This window comes from Nocardia sp. No.11 (assembly GCF_038752175.1).
GTDB lineage: Bacteria > Actinomycetota > Actinomycetes > Mycobacteriales > Mycobacteriaceae > Nocardia > Nocardia canadensis.
In genome coordinates, this window is record NZ_JBCGFB010000111.1 from 1 (window position 1) to 20,171 (window position 20,171).

The 20,171-nt window shown below is 69.1% G+C and carries 21 protein-coding genes and 1 tRNA gene; 8 read left to right on the top strand and 14 right to left on the bottom strand.

Going from position 1 to position 20,171, the window contains the following annotated elements; translation table 11 throughout:
- Positions 1-279 precede the first annotated feature (279 nt).
- Complete coding sequence (locus tag V8688_RS25285; protein WP_308248376.1) at positions 280-543, bottom strand: calcium-binding protein; 264 nt, start codon at positions 541-543, stop codon at positions 280-282.
- 349 nt (positions 544-892) lie between these two features.
- On the bottom strand, positions 893-1,417 hold the full coding sequence (locus tag V8688_RS25290) for a YdcF family protein (protein ID WP_218716739.1): 525 nt from the start codon (positions 1,415-1,417) through the stop codon (positions 893-895).
- 231 nt (positions 1,418-1,648) lie between these two features.
- Between V8688_RS25290 and V8688_RS25295 the strand changes: the two genes are divergently transcribed.
- On the top strand, positions 1,649-2,971 hold the full coding sequence (locus tag V8688_RS25295; RefSeq protein ID WP_342801843.1) for a UDP-glucose/GDP-mannose dehydrogenase family protein: 1,323 nt from the start codon (positions 1,649-1,651) through the stop codon (positions 2,969-2,971).
- Between the two features lie 204 nt (positions 2,972-3,175).
- Complete coding sequence (locus tag V8688_RS25300; protein WP_255587069.1) at positions 3,176-4,420, top strand: Hsp70 family protein; 1,245 nt, start codon at positions 3,176-3,178, stop codon at positions 4,418-4,420.
- 3 nt (positions 4,421-4,423) lie between these two features.
- Here V8688_RS25300 and V8688_RS25305 read toward each other — a convergent pair whose 3' ends face one another.
- The 3 genes from V8688_RS25305 to V8688_RS25315 all read right to left on the bottom strand — a co-directional run bounded on the left by V8688_RS25305 (position 4,424) and on the right by V8688_RS25315 (position 8,614).
- Positions 4,424-5,701, bottom strand: coding sequence for a YibE/F family protein (locus tag V8688_RS25305; RefSeq protein ID WP_218716736.1), 1,278 nt, complete (start codon positions 5,699-5,701; stop codon positions 4,424-4,426).
- Positions 5,702-6,083: 382 nt separating this feature from the next.
- Positions 6,084-7,355: a pyridoxal phosphate-dependent aminotransferase gene (locus tag V8688_RS25310; protein ID WP_255587067.1), complete on the bottom strand. Its 1,272-nt coding sequence runs from the start codon at positions 7,353-7,355 to the stop codon at positions 6,084-6,086.
- Positions 7,352-8,614: an XRE family transcriptional regulator gene (locus V8688_RS25315; protein WP_218716735.1), complete on the bottom strand. Its 1,263-nt coding sequence runs from the start codon at positions 8,612-8,614 to the stop codon at positions 7,352-7,354. Before V8688_RS25315 ends, V8688_RS25310 begins: the two co-directional genes overlap by 4 nt.
- A 202-nt stretch (positions 8,615-8,816) precedes the next feature.
- On the opposite strand from V8688_RS25315, the gene V8688_RS25320 reads away from it, so the two are divergent.
- A complete protein-coding gene (locus tag V8688_RS25320) occupies positions 8,817-9,329 on the top strand; it encodes a hypothetical protein (RefSeq protein WP_308248375.1) in 513 nt (170 codons plus the stop codon).
- Here the strand turns inward: V8688_RS25320 and dcd are convergent.
- Both dcd and V8688_RS25330 read right to left on the bottom strand, forming a co-directional pair.
- Positions 9,242-9,841 (bottom strand): dCTP deaminase, encoded by a 600-nt coding sequence (dcd, locus tag V8688_RS25325; RefSeq protein WP_218716734.1) that lies wholly within the window; start codon positions 9,839-9,841, stop codon positions 9,242-9,244. The two genes, V8688_RS25320 and dcd, sit on opposite strands and share 88 nt — an antisense overlap.
- Positions 9,842-9,970: 129 nt before the next feature.
- Complete coding sequence (locus V8688_RS25330; RefSeq protein ID WP_218716753.1) at positions 9,971-10,444, bottom strand: hypothetical protein; 474 nt, start codon at positions 10,442-10,444, stop codon at positions 9,971-9,973.
- Between the two features lie 294 nt (positions 10,445-10,738).
- Here V8688_RS25330 and V8688_RS25335 point away from each other — a divergent pair.
- Positions 10,739-10,809, top strand: a tRNA-Gly gene (locus V8688_RS25335).
- Positions 10,810-10,865: 56 nt separating this feature from the next.
- On the opposite strand, the gene V8688_RS25340 is transcribed toward V8688_RS25335, so the two are convergent.
- From V8688_RS25340 to V8688_RS25360, 5 genes are all read right to left on the bottom strand, one after another.
- The gene (locus tag V8688_RS25340; RefSeq protein WP_342801844.1) at positions 10,866-11,363 is read right to left on the bottom strand and encodes a flavin reductase family protein; all 498 of its coding nucleotides are present in this window, start codon (positions 11,361-11,363) and stop codon (positions 10,866-10,868) included.
- On the bottom strand, positions 11,356-11,874 hold the full coding sequence (locus V8688_RS25345) for an NAD(P)H-dependent oxidoreductase (protein ID WP_218716730.1): 519 nt from the start codon (positions 11,872-11,874) through the stop codon (positions 11,356-11,358). The genes V8688_RS25340 and V8688_RS25345 overlap by 8 nt, the downstream gene beginning before the upstream one ends.
- A gap of 32 nt (positions 11,875-11,906) precedes the next feature.
- Positions 11,907-13,121 carry an SfnB family sulfur acquisition oxidoreductase gene (locus tag V8688_RS25350; RefSeq protein ID WP_342801845.1) on the bottom strand — a complete coding sequence of 405 codons (1,215 nt, stop codon included), beginning with the start codon at positions 13,119-13,121 and terminating at the stop codon, positions 11,907-11,909.
- Positions 13,121-14,236 (bottom strand): dimethylsulfone monooxygenase SfnG, encoded by a 1,116-nt coding sequence (gene sfnG, locus V8688_RS25355; protein ID WP_342801846.1) that lies wholly within the window; start codon positions 14,234-14,236, stop codon positions 13,121-13,123. Before sfnG ends, V8688_RS25350 begins: the two co-directional genes overlap by 1 nt.
- A gap of 89 nt (positions 14,237-14,325) precedes the next feature.
- Positions 14,326-14,643 (bottom strand): hypothetical protein, encoded by a 318-nt coding sequence (locus V8688_RS25360; protein WP_218716727.1) that lies wholly within the window; start codon positions 14,641-14,643, stop codon positions 14,326-14,328.
- Positions 14,644-14,767: 124 nt separating this feature from the next.
- On the opposite strand from V8688_RS25360, the gene V8688_RS25365 reads away from it, so the two are divergent.
- The 3 genes from V8688_RS25365 to V8688_RS25375 all read left to right on the top strand — a co-directional run bounded on the left by V8688_RS25365 (position 14,768) and on the right by V8688_RS25375 (position 17,631).
- Positions 14,768-15,514, top strand: coding sequence for a crotonase/enoyl-CoA hydratase family protein (locus tag V8688_RS25365; protein WP_342801847.1), 747 nt, complete (start codon positions 14,768-14,770; stop codon positions 15,512-15,514).
- Positions 15,515-15,686: 172 nt separating this feature from the next.
- The gene (locus V8688_RS25370; protein ID WP_218716725.1) at positions 15,687-16,793 is read left to right on the top strand and encodes a DUF4185 domain-containing protein; all 1,107 of its coding nucleotides are present in this window, start codon (positions 15,687-15,689) and stop codon (positions 16,791-16,793) included.
- A gap of 190 nt (positions 16,794-16,983) precedes the next feature.
- Positions 16,984-17,631: a class I SAM-dependent methyltransferase gene (locus V8688_RS25375; RefSeq protein ID WP_255587063.1), complete on the top strand. Its 648-nt coding sequence runs from the start codon at positions 16,984-16,986 to the stop codon at positions 17,629-17,631.
- On the opposite strand, the gene V8688_RS25380 is transcribed toward V8688_RS25375, so the two are convergent.
- Both V8688_RS25380 and V8688_RS25385 read right to left on the bottom strand, forming a co-directional pair.
- Positions 17,611-18,075, bottom strand: coding sequence for a flavodoxin family protein (locus V8688_RS25380; RefSeq protein ID WP_218716723.1), 465 nt, complete (start codon positions 18,073-18,075; stop codon positions 17,611-17,613). The two genes, V8688_RS25375 and V8688_RS25380, sit on opposite strands and share 21 nt — an antisense overlap.
- Positions 18,076-18,118: 43 nt before the next feature.
- Positions 18,119-18,712, bottom strand: coding sequence for an alpha/beta family hydrolase (locus V8688_RS25385; protein ID WP_218716722.1), 594 nt, complete (start codon positions 18,710-18,712; stop codon positions 18,119-18,121).
- A 232-nt stretch (positions 18,713-18,944) separates the two neighbouring features.
- On the opposite strand from V8688_RS25385, the gene V8688_RS25390 reads away from it, so the two are divergent.
- A partial coding sequence (locus V8688_RS25390) for an acyl-CoA dehydrogenase family protein (protein WP_342801848.1) occupies positions 18,945-20,171 on the top strand: 1,227 nt, incomplete at its 3' end.

Sequence of the window (20,171 nt, forward strand, 5' to 3'; positions counted from 1 at the left end):
GGCCCCGGCCGAACCGGCAGCCCCCGCCGAGCCCGAAGCCACGGCGGAACCGGCCACCCCGGCCGAGCCCACCAACGGCAACGGCAACGGCACCCCGCCGGTGGCCCCGCCGACCGCCAAGCCCGGCGGCCTCGGCTTCAAGTCCGGCGCGAAGGCCCCCGGCCGCAAGAACTGACAACTGAAAAACCACGAGTGAGGCGCGGATTCCCCGGAATCCGCGCCTCACTCGCGTTCACGCCCTTCGCCGCCGAACGCGGTCCATGGCAGCGCAGCGAGCTCTCAGCACTGGCTGGGCTCGTCGTTCTTCACCACGGACAGCACTGCTTGCGCCTCTCCGACCGGCGTCCCGGGCGCCGGTTCTTGCGCGACGACAACCCAATTGCGGTCCATCACCTGAGCTCGGCCACGACCACTGGCGTCCTCGGAGCGAGAGAAGAACACACCCGCGGCCTGGATCGTGTCCTGCGCTGCTTGCAGATTCATGCACACCACCGCGGGCATCAGCGCCGCAGGTGCTGGAGCGGCAGCGGGTGCGGTGGTCACCGGTGGGACTACTACCGGTGGCGCCGAAGACGTTGTCGGCGCGGGCGCGACCGCCGAGGGGCCGACTGCCGCGACCGTTGTCGTCGGCACGGTCGCCGACGGGGTGTGCGCTCCCGATGCGCTCTCGACCGCACAGCCCGTCGCTCCGACCAGCACTACCGTGGCTACACCGACCACTCGGCCGGCCATCGTCACATGATTCATCCTCAGATATCCCCTGCTCGCAGACGTCAGAGCGATCTCCTGACCGCCCCATCGCGCTCCCCCCGACAGGAGTGCTGCGCGAGCGTATCCCCGCTGCCGCAACCGAAAAGGCGATACCGGCAAGTAGGCGGCAACCGAATTCGCGTCAGCAGTCGGCGAACCAGGCTTTCGCGTAGCCCGCGGATTGGTAGGTGTAGTCCCAGGCCCAACGGGCCGGGGAGAGGTGGGGTTTCGGGTCGACGAAGAGCAGCTCGCCGGGCCAGCACTTGCCGAGGATGTAGCGGGCTCGGGAGATGTGGGGCGTGAAGGTGACGACGATGACGCGAGTCCAGTCGGTGCCGAGGCGGGCCAGTGCGCGGCCTTCGCCGAGGGTGGTGCGGGGACTGGGGTCGAAGCAGATGACCTCGAAGCGGTAGCCGCCGTGGCAGATCCGGTTGACCATCGGACTGTGCTCGTAGGGGTTGGAGATCAGGACGCGGGGTGCGTACCCCTCGGCGGCCAGCCGCAAGCCGAGCTGTTCGCGACCGTCGTGCGCGCCGCCGAGGACCAGGATCGCGTCGGCGGGCATCGGCGCGTCGACGCGCGGCCGCACATACACCGGCCACAGCGCGACCACCGCGACCAGCACCGCGAGCAGCAGCGCACCGAGAAGGAACCACAGCCGGCGCACCGGCTCGATGCTAGTGACGCGCCACCCACCCGACCCGATGACACGTCCACACCCGCGAACACCCTGCACACCCACGATCCGAACCTTGCACCCCGCCGGACACCATCACCGCAGGTAGCGGCCCCACGCGACCGGACGGCCGATCGATGTCTCCCCCTGTACACCAGATGTTGCGCCCCCTCTTGCCTCACTGACGCGGCGTAGCCACGCGCGCCGCTTACCAACAGAACTATGCGATGCACAGTCTTCGGAACGGGGTACCTGGGGGCCACGCATGCCGCGTGTATGGCCGAGCTGGGGCACGATGTGGTCGGGGTGGATGTGGATCCCGGCAAGGTGGCCAAGCTGGCCGACGGTGTGGTGCCGTTCTACGAACCGGGTCTGGACGAGGTGCTGCAACGCAACCTCGCCGCGGGCCGCCTGCGGTTCACCACCGACTACGAGGACGCCGCGGCCCACGCCGACGTGCACTTCCTGGGCGTCGGCACGCCACAGAAGAAGGGCGAGTACGGCGCCGATCTGAAATACGTCCACGCCGTGGTCGACACACTGGCCCCGATGCTGGAGCGCCCGGCGATGATCGTCGGCAAGTCCACCGTGCCGGTGGGAACCGCCACGGCCCTGGGCGAACGGGCACGCGCGGCGGCGAACGTCGACGTCGAGGTGGCCTGGAATCCGGAGTTCCTGCGCGAGGGCTTCGCCGTGCAGGACACCCTGCGCCCGGACCGCCTGGTCCTGGGCATCGACAACGCCCGCGAGCGGTCGGCGTGGGTCGAGCAGCAGATCCGCGAGATCTACGCCGACCTGATCGCCGCCGAGATCCCCTTCCTGCTCACCGATCTGGCCACCGCCGAACTGGTGAAGGTCTCGGCGAACGCCTTCCTGGCCACCAAGATCTCGTTCATCAACGCGGTCTCGGAGGTCTGCGAGGCGACCGGCGCCGACGTGACGATGCTGGCCGACGCGCTGGGCTACGACGCCCGCATCGGTCGTCGATTCCTCAACGCCGGATTGGGTTTCGGCGGCGGCTGCCTGCCCAAGGACATCCGCGCGTTCATGGCCCGCTCCGGCGAGCTGGGCGCCGATCACGCCGTGGCGTTCCTGCGCGAGGTCGACAACATCAACATGCGCCGCCGCACCAAGGTGGTCGACATGGCCGCGCGCGCCTGCGGCGGCTCGCTGCTGGGCGCGAACGTCGCGGTCCTCGGCGCCGCGTTCAAGCCGGAGTCCGACGACGTACGCGATTCGCCCGCGCTGAACGTCGCGGGGATGATCCAGCTGCACGGCGCGGTCGTCACCGTGTACGACCCGAAGGCCGTGGAGAATTCGCGCCGGGTGTTCCCGACGCTGAACTACGCCACTTCGGTCGCCGAGGCGTGCGATCGCGCCGACGTGGTCCTGGTCCTGACCGAGTGGAACGAATTCACGGCGTTGACCCCCGCCGATCTGGATCCGGTGGTGCGGTCCCGTTCGATCATCGACGGTCGCAATTGCCTGGACCGCGCTACCTGGCGCGACGCCGGGTGGGTGTACGCCGGACTCGGTACCCCGTAGAGTGGCGATCCAAGCGGGGGCTGCCGGGCATAGATCCGAGTGTGCAGGCTCCGCATGTCGTGCAGTAGGGAACGAGATGGGCAGCTGATGAGTGCGGTATTGGGAGTATCGGTGGGGGCCGGCACAGTGCGCCTCGCACGCCCGCAGCACGGTGGTCCCCACGGCTTCGTCCCCCCGTATTCGTTCGAGCTGCACACCATTTCGATGCCGGAGCACCAGGCCGAGGAATCGGCCGCCGACGCGATCGCCGCGACGCTGGCCGCGGCTCCCGAGGTCGCGGCCACCACGGTGACCTTCCGCAGCGAACCGCAGGCCAGGGCCATCCGGGCCGCGATGGCGCGGCGTCAGCTCACCAACTATCAGCTGGTTCCCGAAGCGGTCGCCGCCGTGCATTTCGCGCACGCGACCACCGATATGCGCGAGGTCTCCGCGCTGGCGGTCTACGACCTGGGCAGTTCGGGGCTGACGGTGAGCGTGGTCAACGCCCGCACCAGCGACGTCTACCAGTGCGAGCGGATCAGCGACATCAGCGGCGACTACCTGGATTCGCTGATCCGGGAGCAGCAGATCGCCTCGGGCCGTATCGCGCATCCGGCCGACCCGGTGGGCTTGGCCGAGCTGGACGCGCTGTGCCGGGCGGCCAAGGAGCAGTTGTCGAGCACGAACGCGGTCGCGCTGCCCAGTGAGCAGGGCCTGGTGCTGCTCACCCAGGAGAACTTCGAAGCGCTGATGATGCTGGCGATCGAGTCGTCGGCGCGGATGACGCGCGATGTCATCATCCGCGCGCAGCATCCGGTGCAGGCGATCATGGTGATCGGCGGTGGCGCCCGGATCCCGTTGATCGCCCGGGTGCTGGAACGCACGATCGGCGTGCCGGTGATCGTGCCCGCCGAGCCGGAGACCGCGCTGGCCCGTGGTGCCGCGCTGCTCGCGCGGCCCGCGCAGGTCCAGCAGGCGCCTGCCGGTCCCCCGCCCGCCCCGATGACCGAGATCGACGACGCGACCCCGGCATGGCTGACCGCGCCCGCGCGCCGTCGCCGACCGCTGAGCTCGCTGACCAGCCGCAACGGCCACAACCGCCGGGAGCTGAACGCCGCGGTGCTGACGGTGAGTTCCCTGGTGGTGGTCGCCGCGATCGGCCTCGGGCTCGGGTACGGCCCCGAGGTGCTCGAACGCGGCAATTCCAGTGACGGCTCCCAGGCCGTGCCCGAGTCGAGCGCGCCGCGTCCGACCCTGGCGGGCCCGTCCTCGGCGCCCGCGACGACCACCGACGCCGTGCACGCGACGGTGGCCGCGCCGCCGGTGATCCAGCAGAACTCGCAACCGACCACCTCGGCGCCGCCGTCGCAGGGCCCCAATACCATCACCGTGGTGCCGGGCCTGCCACCGATCGTCGTCCCGACGTTGCCGCCGGTGGTGTTGCCCGGCTTCCCGCCGCCGGGGCAGTAGCGCTCAGTTCCTGGCGTGCCGGGCCCGCTGCGGCGGCGCGGCGACCGGCTTGGCGCCGAAGGGCCGGGCCAGCAGCACCGCGATGAGGGTGGTCAGCGGCACCGACAGGGCCAGCGCGATACCGCCGACCGCCGACCGCGCGATCTCGATGGCGACGGCGTCGCCGGTGAGCACGTCGGTGATGGACCGCCCGGCGATGCTGAACAGCAGCAGCAGCGGCAGCGCGCCACCGGCGTAGGCGAGCACCAGGGTGTAGACGGTGCTGGCGATGTGGTCGCGCCCGACCCGCATGGCCGCGGTGAAGATCTCCCCGCGAGACGCGTCTTCGTCGAGCGCGGCGAGCTCGAACGCCGCCGAGGCCTGGGTGATGGTGACGTCGTTGAGCACACCGAGCGAGCCGATGATGAAGCCGGCCAGCAGCAGCCCGGTGATGCTGACGTGCTGGATATAGGTGGCCACGTTGGTGTTCTGTTCTTCGGACAGGCCGGTGAGGTTGGTGATCTCGAGCGCCACCCAGGACAGCAACGCCGCGACGAGCATCGAGGCGAGCGTGCCGAGCAGCGCGGAACTGGTCCGCAGATTCACCCCGTGCGCGAGGTAGAGCACCACGTAGAGGATCAGCGCGCCCGAGACCAGCGCGACCGGAATCGCGGGCTTGCCGTCGAGCAGCGCGGGCAGCAGGAACATGACGACGACGGCGAACGCGAATACCAGGCCGAGCAGTGCCCGGAACCCCCGCCACCGCGCGACCACACAGATGACGATGACGAACGCGAGCACGATCACCAGCAGCGGCAGCCCGCGCGAGTAGTCCTCGAACGCGTACATGGTCGTGCCGCTGGGGTCGGCCGCGCGCACGATCCGGATCTCGTCGCCGGCGCGCAGGTCGGGTTGCCCGGGGCCCGGCGCGATTTCGAACAGCGTCTTCTTGCCCTCGTCGGGCCCGGAGCGGATGTCGATCACGCTGCGCTGACAGGTGTAGGAGGCGGCACGCGGCTCGATCGGCTGCCCCGTGAACACCTTCCCGTTCGACGGGCTACCGCACGGCCCGATGTCCTGTAGCACGACGGTCCCGGCCTCGGTGTGCACCGCGCCACCCGACACGGTCTGCATCGGCAACGGAATCTCGACATGCTGCGCGCTCGGCCACAAGATCGCGGTCGCAACCAGCACGATCACCCCGATCACCCCGAGCAGCCCCACCACGACCTTCGCCGCGGTAGCCCCGATGGCGATGGGCCCCGAATGATCGTGGTGATGGTGATGATGATGATCGCTCACCGGCAAAGCTTAAAGGATGTCGTTTTCAAGAACGACTCGCAGACAAAAGCCTCCCCGCGCCTTGGTCTGGCCAAAGTTCGCGGGGAGGCGGGCTGTTTGTGGGGGCGGCGGAGAGCAGGGGGATGTCTCCGCCGCCCGCAGGCAGGCGCCCAGGGGGGTAGGCGCGCTTACCTGAGGCTCTCGGTTGTCCAGGGGGGGTAGACAACCGGGCCGGGCGCCGAAGCGCCGAGGACTACTGTACACAAAAGTTGGACTTTTGCACTAGTAGCTCTTCAAAAACTGCAAGATTCCGAACCCGGAGTCTGTTTTGGTCAATCTATACGGATGACCAGGTTGCCCAGGCCCCGCGAACTCACTGGTCACAGCCTCGCGGGGTGAGGACTCACTGACGGTAACTGGCGAGGAAATTGCCGAACCGCTCGATCGCCACCGCCAGATCCCGCGCCCACGGCAGGGTCACGATCCGCAGGTGATCGGTGTCGGGCCAATTGAACCCGGTGCCCTGCACCATCAGGATCTTCTCCTGCAACAACAGATCGAGCACGAGCTTCCCGTCGTCGTGGATCTCGTGCACGTTCGGATCCAGACGCGGGAACGCGTACAGCGCGCCGCGCGGCTTCACACACGACACACCGGGGATCATGTTGAGCCGCTCCCAGGCCACGTCGCGCTGCTCGAGCAGCCGCCCACCGGGCAGGATCAGGTCCTCGATGCTCTGGTGGCCGCCGAGCGCCACCTGGATCGCGTGCTGGGCGGGCACGTTCGGGCACAGTCGGGACGAAGCGAGCAGGTCGATGCCCTCGAGGAAGCCGGCCGCGTGCTCCTTGGGCCCGGTGATGGCCAGCCAGCCGGACCGATACCCGGCCACCCGGTACGCCTTGGACAGGCCGTTGAACGTCAGGCACAGCAGATCGGGCGCGAGCGAGGCCAGCGAGATGTGCTTGGCGTCGTCGTAGAGGATCTTGTCGTAGATCTCGTCGGCCAGCAGCAGCAGGCGATGCTTGCGCGCCAGGTCGACGATCTGCTGCAGCACCTCCGCCGAGTACACCGCCCCCGTCGGGTTGTTCGGGTTGATCACCAGCAGGGCCTTGGTCTTGTCGGTGATCTTCGATTCGATATCGGCGATATCGGGCTGCCAGCCGTTGGCCTCGTCGCACAGGTAGTGCACCGGGGTACCACCGGCCAGGCTGGTCATGGCCGTCCACAGCGGGTAGTCGGGCGCCGGGATCAGCACCTCGTCGCCGTTGTCGAGCAGCGCCTGCATGGTGACGGTGATCAGCTCGGAGACGCCGTTGCCCAGGTAGACGTCGTCGACGTCGAGCTCGGGGAAACCGGGCACCAGCTCGTAGCGGGTGACGATCGCGCGCCGGGCCGACAGGATGCCCTTGGACTCGGAATACCCCTGCGCGTACGGCAGCGCCGCGATCATGTCGCGCATGATCACATCGGGCGCTTCGAACCCGAACGGGGCCGGATTGCCGATGTTCAGCTTGAGGATGCGGTGGCCCTCGGCCTCCAAACGCGCCGCGTGTGCGTGTACCGGCCCACGGATCTCGTAGACCACGTCCTGCAGTTTCTTCGACTGCTCGAGAACGCGCGGCGGCACATGCGGCGATTGAGGACTCACCCGACCAATGGTGCCATCCGCCCTCATCTGCCTGGTGGCAGGCCCGCGGCGGCGGTGGCGCCGCAGAATTCCTCGATCCGCTCGTCGAGCTGGCGGGCCTCGAAGGCGTCGCGATAGGCGGGCGCGGCGATCCGCCGCCGCACCCCGGTCAACCGCTCGCCGAGCTGGGCGATGCGGCGATCCTCGGGCAACCCCAGCACCGGGCGCAGGGCGTCGGCGGCGCCGTCGATACTGCCGTTGATGAGGTGGGCCGCGGCGTTGTCGACCCGCGCCAGCGATTCGGCGCCGTAGGAGCGCTGCAGGGCGGGTCCGCTGGAGTACAGGGTGATGGCCCGTTCGGTGGCGGCCAGCGCCTGTTCGGCCCGACCGAGCTGGATGCAGGTGGCGCCCGCGTAGTACGCGGCCTTCGGCGCGCCGAAGCCGAACACGCCGCCGATCTCGTCGTGCAGCTCGTCGCGCCGGTCGCTCACCACCGCCTCGGCGGCGCGCAGGCAGCGGTCGGTCTCGGTGTCGCTGCCCAGCCGCGCCCACACCCTGGCCTCGATGTTGAGCAGCCGGACCCGAGCCAGGCCCTGCCCGGCGAATTCTTGTCCGCTGCGCGCCAATTGGACCGCGTTGCGCGGCCGATCCGACCAGTTCTCGATCAGCGCGTGCATGCCGCGGGTCCACGCGCGTAAGCCGTTGTGGCCGCTGAGTTCGGCGTATGCCCAAGCGGCCCTGATCTGTTCGCCCGCGGCGTCGAGGTACCCCAGGTCGGTGCTGGCGTTGGCCATCAGCCCCGACAGGGTGCCGGCGAGCAGGTAGAGATGACTGGTGTCGCCGGGCTTCTGCTGCCCGTCGAGTAGTCGGTACACCCGCCGCCGCACCCGCAGCATCTCGACCATCATGGGCGCAGGCGCGGCGTGCACGTATTCGTTGGCGATGCGCCGGACGTCGGCGTCGAGCTGGGCCAGCGTCGTCGCGCCGACATTCGTGCTCTCCGCGGCAGCCGCGTGCTCGCTCGCCTCGTGCGCAGCCGCCATGATCAACTCCCTCTCCGACATCACCTCGGGCACAGCGCCTTTGATCGCACCGGCGTCGACGAAAGCGAGCAGGTCGGCGTCGGCGCCGGTGGGCGCCAAAAGAGTAGAGAAACGTGCGCGGACCACGTCGTCGGACCTGGCCAGCGACGTGTCGAGCGCGGCTTGGTTCACCGGCCGTGGGCGCACGCGTGCGCCACCGGCCTCCCACTTCGAGACCAGTCGTTCATGCACGCCGAGATGAGCCGCGAACTCCCGGATGCTCATTCGTTTGGCATCGCGAAGAGCTCTGGCCTCTCTGCCTGTCCACTCCCCGACCACGGCGTCACCTCATCCGATGGACTACTGCTCCCAGAGTACGAGTGCGACAGTGAGACACGCCACATCTTCACGGAATCGGTTGCCTGAGGCAGTGAAAGGGCGGTGCGGGGCAGTGGTCGCGCGCACGCGCAGGGACCATCCTGGAAGGGTGGAAGCCAGAACTGTCGACGACTGGGTGTCTTGCTACCAGCGCGAATTCGGGCTACCCGTTCGCGAGCGTGGTGGCTTCGTGATGCTGCCGATCACCGATCGGCTCTGCGTGGTGCACCTGCCGACCACGCGCGCCGAGTCGGTGCTCGAGACCTTACGGGAGCAACGCCGGGCCGGTCCGGTGCTGGCCCGGCAGATCCGCTGGAGCCTGCTCACCGAACCCGATGCCCGGCCGCCCGCCGAGGTGGTCACCGAGCTGGCCGGCCTCGACATCGATATCCCCGGCATCGGCAGCGCGGTCATGCTGCCGACCAGCCTGGGCCGGTGGAGCCGCGAGGGCTGTCACTGGGTGCGTCCGCCCAGCCGCGACGACGTGCTGCCGCCGCTGTCGCTGGTGCTGCACCTCGCCCTGTCGGTGACCCCTCAGCGGGTCTCGACGGCGTTGAGCGAGGCGGGCGGCAACGGGAAGTTGAGATACGACCGCGACGGCGTCGGCCCACGCTGCCCCTGATACTTCGAGCCGGCCGCGGCGCTGCCGTACGGGTGCTCGGCCGGGCTGCTCAGCCGGATCAGGCACAGCTGCCCGATCTTCATGCCCGGCCACAGCGTGATCGGCAGGTTCGCCACGTTCGACAGCTCCAGGGTGATGTGCCCGCTGAACCCCGGGTCGATGAACCCCGCCGTCGAGTGGGTGAGCAGCCCGAGCCTGCCCAGGCTCGACTTGCCTTCCAGGCGTCCGGCCAGGTCGTCGGGCAGCGAGCACACCTCGAGCGTGGACCCGAGCACGAACTCGCCCGGATGCAGCACGAACGGCTCGCCCGGCTTGGGCTCGACCAGGCTGGTCAGCTCGTCCTGCTGCATGGCCGGGTCGATGTGGGTGTAGCGACTGTTGTCGAACACCCGGAACAACCCGTCCAGGCGCACGTCGATGCTCGACGGCTGCACCATCGAATCCAGCATCGGTTCGACACCGAGACGCCCAGCGGCGATCTCGGCCCGGATGTCACGATCGGAGAGCAGCACGCGCCCAGTCTAAGCAGCCTGATGCCGCAGGTAGACCGCCCCCACCCTCTTGGGCAGGACCAACGGGAGCCGGTGGCCCCGGCGAATCGCCGACGTCGCCGAGGCCACCGGCCGGTATCCGCCGGAAAGCTACGGCGTCGGCTGGACGATGCCGCCCGGCCCGCTCGGCGGTGCCTGTGTCGTCGGGTTGACGAGGTCACCCGGTCCCATCGGCGGCGGCGTGGTGGTCGGGTTGACGATGTCGCCGGGCCCGGTCAGCGGCGCCGGACTTGTGGTCTCGACCGGCGGCGGGGCGGTCTCGCCGCCCCCGTCCGGCCCGGCGCCGTGATTCGGATTGGTGCAGATCGTGCCCTCACACGGCACCCAGGTCCCGTCCCCGTTCGGGTTGGGCATCATGCCCGGCGGCGTCGTGGCCGGGTGCTGATGTCCCGGGTCACCGTGGCCGGGGTCGTGCTCGGCCGACCCGGTGGTCGTCGTCGCCTTCGCGCTGGTGGTCGTGGCCTTGCTGGTGGTGGTCCCGGTCTCGGACCCGGAGTCGTCGGAGCAGCCCGCCCCGAGCACGGCCAGCGCCGCGATCACCGATACGAACAGAACCCGCTTCATTCAGTCAGCCTTTCGTCGTCCCGGCCCACCCGACCCGGCGACACCGAGCCGAAACCTCGAACCGGAGAACCTGTTACGCCGCACCCCGCGGCAAGACCGACCCCGCACGCAACGCTGACCCACTGTGCGGACCCGTCGACGCACTGTAGAACGCGACCCCACCCACCCGACCCGTATTCACCCCACCACCCGTCAACACCGGTCGACACCCACCCACCCGAACCGGCCCGAACAAAGAGTTGACCGGCACACGAGCCGGTCTGATAGAGTCGCGAACGCGCTCGATGAACGCACGCCGATGTAGTTCAATGGTAGAACTTCTGCTTCCCAAGCAGACAGCGCGGGTTCGATTCCCGTCATCGGCTCTTGTGGCGAAGGCCCCGGATCATCTGATCCGGGGCCTTCGCCGTCGTCGGTGTGGTCAGCCCGTGTGCAGGGTGCGGAACTTGCTGCCGTGGAAGACCAGTGGGTCGAGGTCTTCGCGGGCGGCGACGCGGTTGACGCGCAGGAGGACGACGAGGTGGTCGCCCGCGGGGACGTGGGTTTCCGGGACGCCTTCGATCCACGCGGTGGCGCCGTCGATGAAGACCGCTTCGCCGGTGCCTCGGTGCAGGGCGGTCTCGCGGAAGCGGTCGCCGTTGCGGGCGCCGAGGGCCTTGGCCGCCGCCTGCTGGTCGGTGCCGAGCAGGCTGAGGCCGAGGTGGCCGGCAGCGGCCAGTTTCGGCCAGGTCGAGGAGGAGTTCTGCACGCAGAACGAGACCAGCGGCGGGTCGAGGGAGACCGGCACGAAGGTGCTCACCGCCAGACCGTGCGGGGTGCCGTCGATCTCCGCGCACACCGCGACGACCCCGCTGGGGAAGTTGGCGAAGGCGCGGCGCAAGCCGTTGCCGTCGGCGGGAAAGTCCAAGAGCTCACGCATGATTCGTTGCCTCCACCGGCTGTTCGATCAGTGCCGCGACGACAGGCGCCCAGCGCTGGGCGTAGGCCTCGATGACGCCGTCCTCGGCGAAGCTACGATCGGCGAGATACAGCCCCGGCAGCGCCGCGGTCCCGCCGATTTCCACCAGGACCGGCTTGAGCAGCAGATCCGGGGCGAGCGCGTGGGCGGGCCCCGCGCCGAGCATCACCGGCACGGTGATCACCCCGGCCAGCCCGGTGCCGCCGTCGAACTGCTCGAGGAACAGTTTCAGCAGCCCGGTGTAGGTGGCCTTGAAGGTCGGACTGGCGAAGACGACCAGCTCCGAGGCGGCCACGGCGCGCGCGGCCGCGGCGACCTCGGGATCACCCCAGCCGAGCAGGCCGGGCCCGAGGGTCACGAGATCGATCACGTCCGGCTCGACGCCGGGGCGCAACGCCTCGGCGACCCGGACGGCCGCGGCCGAGGTGCGAGACGCCGGTTTCGGATTGCCGACGACGACGGTCACTGTCACTGAATTTTCCTCACTCTGCCATTCGTCCGGGCTCAGATGACGCCGTGCAGCGGCGGCGGCCGGTCCTGCAGCACCGCCCTGCCGATGTGCTGGTATTTCCAGCGCACCGGGTCGTGCAGGGTGTGGGTGCGCGCGTTGCGCCAGAAGCGATCGAGCCGATGCCCGGCCGCGGCGCTGCGTGTCCCGCCCACTTCGAATATCGCCGCCGACACCTCGTTCGCAGCGCGGTCGGCGAGGATCTTGGCGGTCGCGACCGCGATCGATGCCCGCGCGGCGTCGTCCTGGTGCTCGCCGCGGATCGCCCCGTCGACCGCCGCACCGGCGACGACCAGCGCGGATTCCGCCGCCGCCACCGACACGGCCAGCTCGCCGAAGCGCTGCACCACCAGCGGATCGTCGACCGCGCGGGTGACCTCGGCTTCGAACCACGGCCTGCTCCGCGTGCGCACGAACTCGGCGGCGGCTTCCAGCGCGCCCCGCGCGATGCCCGCGTCGATCGCGGCATGCAGCAGCTGGGCGAAGGCGCCGTAGCCGGTCGGCGCGTGCACCGCGGCGGCGCGGGCCACCAGCTGGTCGGCGGCCACGGTCACCGCGTCGAACTCGACGGTCCCACTGCCGGTCGTGCGCTGCCCCAGCGCGTCCCAGTCGTCGACGATGCGCACACCGGGCTCCAGTGCGGCGACGAAGGCCACGTACTCCCCGGCCGCCAGCCCCGAAACGCCGTGCGGATCATCGAGTCTGGCCAGCACGGCGAGCACATCGGCGAACAGCGACCCGGTGCAATAATACTTGGTGCCCTCGACCACGAACCGCCCGTCGACGGGACGCACCGTCGTGGCGATGTCGGCGACGGTGGCCCCGCCCCGTTCGGACTGCGCGTTCGCGATGCGCGCGCCGGCGAGCACCCGCCCGAAGTATTCGCGCTGCTGCGCGGGAGTTCCGGCCAGCCGCAACAGGTTCAGATACACGAAGTGGCTGTGCGGCACCTGCGCGATATTCGGATCGGCGGTCGCCAGGATCCGGAAGACCTCGGCGACCACGCTCGGCGGCAGGTCGGCGCCGCCGAAGGCCGCCGGCACCGTGATCGCCAGCAGTCCGCTGGCCGAGAGCTGGTCCAGTTCCTCGTGCGGCAGCCTGCGCGTGTGATCACGCTCGGCCGCGCCCTGCGCGAAGTCGGCGGCGAGTTCGGTGGCGATCGCCAATGCCTGTGCGGCGGTGGTGATCCGCGCGGCGGTCACCACCGTCATCAACGTCCCGCCGCGACCGGGGTCGCGGCGGCCTCCAGCTCACGCACCAGCGGCAGGACCTTGGCGCCGAAGTACTCGATCTCCTCCTGGAAGTGCAGGAACCCGGCCAGGATGAGGTCGACGCCGAGCGCCCGGTAGGCCACGATCCGCTCCGCGATCTGCTCGGGTGTGCCGATCAGCCCGGTGCGGAACCCGTCGTTGTACTGGACCAGATCCTCGAAGGTGGAGTCGGCCCACATGCCCTTGCGGTCGGCGGTCGACGCGCCCGCCTGTTGCACGGCGTCGCGGAACCCTTGCACCGCGGGCTTGTTCGCCTTCTCGACGATCTCGCGCAGGGTGTCGCGGGCTTCCTTCTCGGTGTCGCGGGCGATGATGAAGCCGTTGAGCCCGAACTTCACCTCGCGGTCGTTGTCCCTGGCGACCGCGCGCAGATCGTCCAATTGCTCGGTGACGCCGTCGAAGTCCTTGCCGTTGGAGAAGTACCAGTCGGCGTAGCGGCCGCCGTTGCGGCGCGCCGCGGTGGAGTTGCCGCCCTGGAACAGTTCGGGATTCGGCCGTTCGGGAGTGTTGAGCGGCTTGGGTTTGAGGGTGAAATCGCGGATGCGGTAGAAGTCGCCACCGTAGTTCACCGCGTCCTCGGTCCAGATCTTGCGGATCACCTCGAGGAATTCGGCGCTGCGCCGGTATCTTTCGTCGTGCTCGAGCCACGGCTCGCCCAGCGCCTGGAACTCACCGGCGAACCAGCCGGAGACGACGTTGATCGCGAACCGCCCACCGGAGAGATGGTCGGCCGTCGCGCCGAACTTGGCCAGCACGGCCGGATGCCACAGTCCGGGATGGACCGCGGCGATCACCTTCAGCCGCTCGGTCGCCCCGAGCAGCGCGAGGCTGAACGAGGTCGACTCATGCTGGTACTCCGCGCCATAGGAGGCGGTGTAGCGGACCTGCGAGAGCGCGTACTCGAACCCGTTGCGCTCCGCCGTCCGGGCGAGCTTCTTGTTGTATTCGAAGTCCCAACCGGTGCGCTGCTCGATATCGCTGGTCACCAGCCCCCCGCTGACGTTGGGGACCCAGTAGGCGAACGAGACCTGGTCGGCGATTCTCTCCGTTGTCATAGCGGCTCCTGTCGTCGGCGTTTCCAGTGCAACACCGGCGTGGGGGCCCGACGAGGGTTTGAATCGCCGCGATCGATACGGCCCGCGGCTCAGCGGCCCAGGTGCACGCAGCTCTCCGCGATCTTCGACTGCGCGGCGCCCACCTTGGCCGCGTCGTCCTTGCCGAGCAGCTTGGCCGGATCACCGGACTGCGCGTTGGACACCATCACCCGCAGCCCGTCCTGCGACATCCCCGAATCGAGGAAGACCTGTGCCGCGCAGTCGGCCAGCTCCGGGTTGGTCAACCCCTTGTCCTGCAGCGACTTCGACAGCTCCGCCTGGGTGACCGCGGGCGCCTCGTCGCCGCCTCCGCAAGCAGATAGCACCGGCACGGCGATCAGCGCCGCGGCGAGCAAACAGATCCGCACTCTCGAGTCCTCTCGATCGCTGCGCATCGGCCGATGCGCAGCCGTGGAGGATCATGCCGCACCGCCGCCGCGAGGGCCACACCGTCCCACCCACCCGGAACTGACTCACGAGTAAGGTGGGTCCATGGGAGACCACCTCACCGCGCGCTTCGAGAGCGACCGCGCATATATCACCTTGAACCGACCGGGCAAACACAACGGACTGACCCTGGAAATGCTCCGTGATCTCGTCGCCGCGGCGCGAAAAGTGGCCGAGCACAAAGAAACCCGGGTCGTCATTGTCAGCGGCAACGGACCGAGTTTCAGTAGCGGACTCGATATCGCGGCGGCCACCCGCGATCCATTGGCTATCGTTCGGGAATTTCTCCCGCGACCGTGGCGCGGCACGAATACTTTTCAGGAAGCCTGTTGGGCCTGGCGCCGTCTCGACGTGCCGGTGATCGCTGCGGTGCACGGCCGCTGCTACGGCGGCGGCCTGCAACTCGCACTGGCCGCCGACTTCCGCATCGCGGCGCCGACGGCGGAGTTCTCGGTGATGGAAGCCGTCCATGGCCTGATTCCGGACATGTCGGGCGCGGCGACATTGTCGCAGCTCATCGGCATAGACCAGGCCATGCTGCTGACCATGACCGCCGACCCGATCGACGCCGCCCAGGCCGCCCGGATCGGCCTCGTCACCGAGGTCGCCGAGGACCCGCAGGCCGCGGCCGCCGCCCTCGCCGACCGGATCACCGGCCGCGATCCGCGCGCGGTCGCCGCCGCCAAGCGCCTCTTCGACCGGTCCTGGCACCGAAATCCGCGCGCCACGTTCGCCGCCGAACGCGCGGCCCAGGTGCCATTGCTCCTGCGTAAGGCCCTGAATCGTAGTTAGCGACAGGCAACTGAGAATTTGTTCATGCCAACCCACGAGTCGATGTACCACACGCCACTCCGATCGACTGTTAGCATCGCTGCGATTCGCCCAACAGTCGAAATGTGGTCCGCGACACAGGTGAACCTGAAGCGGTCTCGATTTTCGGCGTGACCCGGAGGCTCCGACGACCGTGAAGAAGACCGGTTCCATCCTGCTTGCCGCGTTCGCCGGAGCGACGGCCATGCTGGTGAGCGGAGCGACGCCCGCCGTGGCGAATCCCAACGCCATCAACCCCATCCCGGTGCTCAACGGAACCAACGGCCTGCCCGCCCTGCACGGGCGCACGCAGGCCGTCTTCCAGGTCACCGGCATGGCGAGCCCGAACAACACGCAGAACTACAACGTCCTCGGCACCGACCTCGGCATCATGTGGGACAACGGCCGCGGCGAGATGCTGACCGCCTTCGGCGACACCGCGGGCATCGGCTTCCCGAACCTGCTGGCGGGCAGCACCTGGGCGTGGCGCTCGAACATCCTGGTCCGCAGCCATACCAAGGACCCCTCCGGCGGCGTCTTCTTCGACAGCGTCGTGCGCGATGTCGTCGGCCAGGCGCGCGACCTCATCCCCAGCCCGAAGATCCCGTTCCTGGAGATCAGCCGCATCCCGACGGCGGGCATCTCGGCCAACGGCGTGCAGTACCTGTCGATGATGTCGGTGAAGACCTGGGACGCCCCCGGCGAGTGGACCACCAGCTTCTCCGGCCTGGCCGCCTCCGCCGACAACGGCGAGACCTGGGCCGATCTCGGCCACACCCGGCGCCCCGACGAGGGCGGCAACGCCAACTTCCAGATGAACGCTTTCCTCAAGGACGGCGGTTTCGTCTACGAGTACGGCACCCGTTCGGGCCGCAACAACGACGCGTTCGTCGCGCGCGTGCCGGAAGCCCAGATCGAGAACCTCGGCGCCTACGAGTACTGGGACGGCAGCGGGTGGAAGCTCAACGACGTGAACGCGGCGGCCCCGATCATGGGCGGCGTCGGCGAGCTGTCGGTGATGTACAACGAGTACCTCGGCCAGTTCGTCTCGCTGACCACCGACCCGTTCAACTCCGTGGTCATGCGCCGCGCGTCCTCCCCCGAGGGCCCGTGGAGCGCGCCGGAGGTGCTGATCGACGCCCGCGAGCTCCCCACCGCCTACGCGCCGTCGATCTTCCCGTACCAGACCGGCCGCGACCTCTACTTCATGACCACCATCCACACCCAGTACAACGTCGTGTTGATGCGTACCCGGCTCTGAGACCTGGAGAGCCTGAAGACCTGGCACCATAGGTCTGGCAAGCACATGGGTAACTCACCGGGGACGGGCTGACATGACCACCGATCAACCGCCGGCCGCATCGACAGCCGGTGACGCACCTGGATCCGGCCAGACGTCGCGGGGAGGCGGATCGGCGGCGGAATGGGACGCTCGGTATGCCCAGAGTGAATTGATCTGGGGCGCACCGCCGAACAGCACGGTGGTCGAGTACGTCTACGGCCTCGATCGCCGGATCCAGCTGCGACCCGACGAACCGGGCGGCACCGCGCCCGCGCTGCCCCGCGCGCTCGACCTGGCCTGCGGCGAGGGCCGCCACGCCCTGTGGCTGGCCACGCACGGCTGGCAGATCGACGCCGTCGACTTCTCCCAGGTGGGCATCGACAAGGGCCGCACGGTCGCGGCGCGACTGTCGCGCTCGGTGCGCTCGCGGGTGAACTGGCAGTGCGCCGACATCACCGACCTGGCCGGGGCGGGGATCACCGGACCGTACGAGCTGATCCTGATGGTCTTCGTGCACCTGCCCGCCGAGCAGCGCGGCGCCCTGCTGCGTGAACTGGCAGGCATGCTCTCCCCCGGCGGCGTGCTGCTCGTGCTCGGGCACGACACCAGGAACCTGACCGACGGCTACGGCGGCCCGCAGAACCCGGCCATCCTGTTCACTCCCGACGACATCCGCGCCGAACTGGGCGCGGCGGGCGAGCACATCACCATCCGCATCGCCGACGCGGTGCTGCGGCCCACCGAGGGTCCCGACGCGATCGACGCGCTGGTCCTGGCCGAACGGGACCTGCCGGAATCAGGCGAACCGGCCGCGTAGCTGCTCGGCGAAACTCCGCGCCGAGCTCAGGTCGTCGGCGCTGGGGCGGCCCTTGTTCAGCCCGCCGACCAGTGCGAGCGGCCCCATCGTGTCGAGCCCGCGGCAGGCGAACCCGCCCACCACCTCGAAGCCCTTGTCGGTGAGCTGGTCGCCGAGATTGCGCAGGTAGGGGCGGAAACGCGGCTCGGGCAGCCCGCTGGTGGCGAAGACGAACGCCTCGCGACCCGCTCCGGCGGGCAGCGCGTCGACGAACTCGCGCAGCCGGGCGTCCAGCGCCATCCAGTACACCCCCGACCCGAAGCCGACGAGGTCGTGGTCGGCGAGGTCGGCCGCGGTGATCTCCGACGGGTCGACCACCCGCGCGTCGAGCACCGAGCCGATGGTGTCGGCGACCTTCCTGGTATTGCCGTGCGACTTGGACGTGCACACGATGAGCGCCTTCATGACTGCCCCCTGCCTCGATCGAAGCGTGCTTGCGCGAAGCAGCCTAGCGCCAGCGGGCGAACCAGGGTTCGACTGTCGCGGCGATCACGTCGAATCCGGTGCGGAACGAATGTGCCTGCTTGGGGATCACTTTCACCTCGGCGGCATCGGCGGGATCGGGCACCCCGAACGGGTCGCTGCCGCCGTTGATCACCACGACCTCGATGTCACCGGGAGCGAGCAGCTCCGCACGCCTGCTCTTGTCCGGCTTCCCCGGCGGATGCAACGGGAACGACAGCGCGATCACCCCGCGCGCGCCGACGGCGACGGCGGTGCGACACGCCACCCGCGCTCCGTTGCTGCGACCCCCCTGGACAACCGGCACCCCGGCAAACCGGGCCCGCAGCGCGGCGACGATCTCGCGCCAGGCCTCGTCCTGCTTGTCCGCCGACCCCGGCGCCCGGCGCCCGGCCACCCGGTACGGCTGCACCACCCTGGCCACCGCACCGCCCGACTCGATCGCCGAATCACGCACTGCCAGAATGTCTTTCGCGTCGACACCGCCGCCGGCGCCGTGCGTGATCACCAGCAGGAAGGCCGGGTCGGCAACCTCGTCGAGCTCGATCTCGGCGGGCCCGGAACTCGTCTCGATGCGCACACCTCACGGTAGCCCCGCCGCCGCGGCGAGCAACGTTTCGGCGCCCGTGCGTGTTTTTCACGTCACATTGCTCCCCAGCCCTTTGCCGAGACGATTACTCACCGGTAATATGGTCCATAAGTTACCCGCGAGTAGCATGCGGAAAACCGGTAAGGCTACCCCGGTGGACGTCACAGGGCGGGAACGGCAGACAACCGACCGCACCAGAACTCAACGGAGAGTGAGTACTCACATGGGCCACTACAAGGCAAACGTTCGCGACCTCGAGTTCAACCTCTTCGAGGTCCTCGGCATCGACAAGCTGCTCGATGCGGGCACCTTCGGTGACCTGGACACCGACACCGTCAAGGAAATGCTCTCCGAGGTCCGTCGTCTGGCCGAGGGTCCGCTGGCCGAGTCGTTCGCCGACGCCGACCGCAACCCGCCCACCTTCGACCCGAACACCCACTCGGTCACCCTGCCCGAGTCCTTCAAGAAGTCCTACAAGGCGCTCGAAGAGGGCGAGTGGGCCAAGGTCGGCGTCGTCGAGGAGCTCGGCGGCCTGAACGCCCCGTCCGCCATCACCTGGGCCCTGTCGGAGATGGTGCTCGGCGCCAACCCGCCCATCCAGATGTACGCCGCCGGCGCGGGCTTCGCCCAGGTCTTCTTCAACAACGGCACCGACGAGCAGAAGCAGTGGGCCGCCAAGATCGCCGACCGCAACTGGGGCGCCACCATGGTGCTGACCGAGCCGGACGCCGGCTCCGACGTCGGCGCGGGCCGCACCAAGGCGATCAAGCAGGAAGACGGCTCGTGGCACATCGAGGGCGTCAAGCGCTTCATCACCTCGGGTGACTCCGACGACCTGTTCGAGAACATCATGCACCTGGTGCTGGCTCGCCCCGAGGGCGCCGGACCGGGCACCAAGGGCCTGTCGCTGTTCTACGTCCCGAAGATCCACTTCGACTTCGAGACCGAGACCTACGGTGACCGCAACGGTGTGTTCGTCACCAACGTCGAGCACAAGATGGGCATCAAGGCCTCGGCCACCTGTGAGGTCACCTTCGGCGGCCACGGCATTCCCGCCAAGGGCTGGCTGGTCGGCGAGATCCACAACGGCATCGCGCAGATGTTCGACGTCATCGAGAACGCTCGCATGATGGTCGGCACCAAGGCCATCGCGACCTTGTCGACCGGTTACCTGAACGCCCTCGAGTACGCCAAGACCCGCGTCCAGGGTGCCGACCTGACCCAGATGACCGACAAGGCCGCGCCCCGCGTGACCATCACCCACCACCCGGACGTGCGTCGTTCGCTGGCCATGCAGAAGGCCTACGCCGAGGGCCTGCGCGCGATCTACCTCTACACCGCCGCCCACCAGACCGAAGAGATCGCCGCCGCGGTCTCGGGTGCGGACAAGGACGTCGCGTTCCGCGTGAACGACCTGCTGCTGCCGATCGTCAAGGGTGTCGGCTCCGAG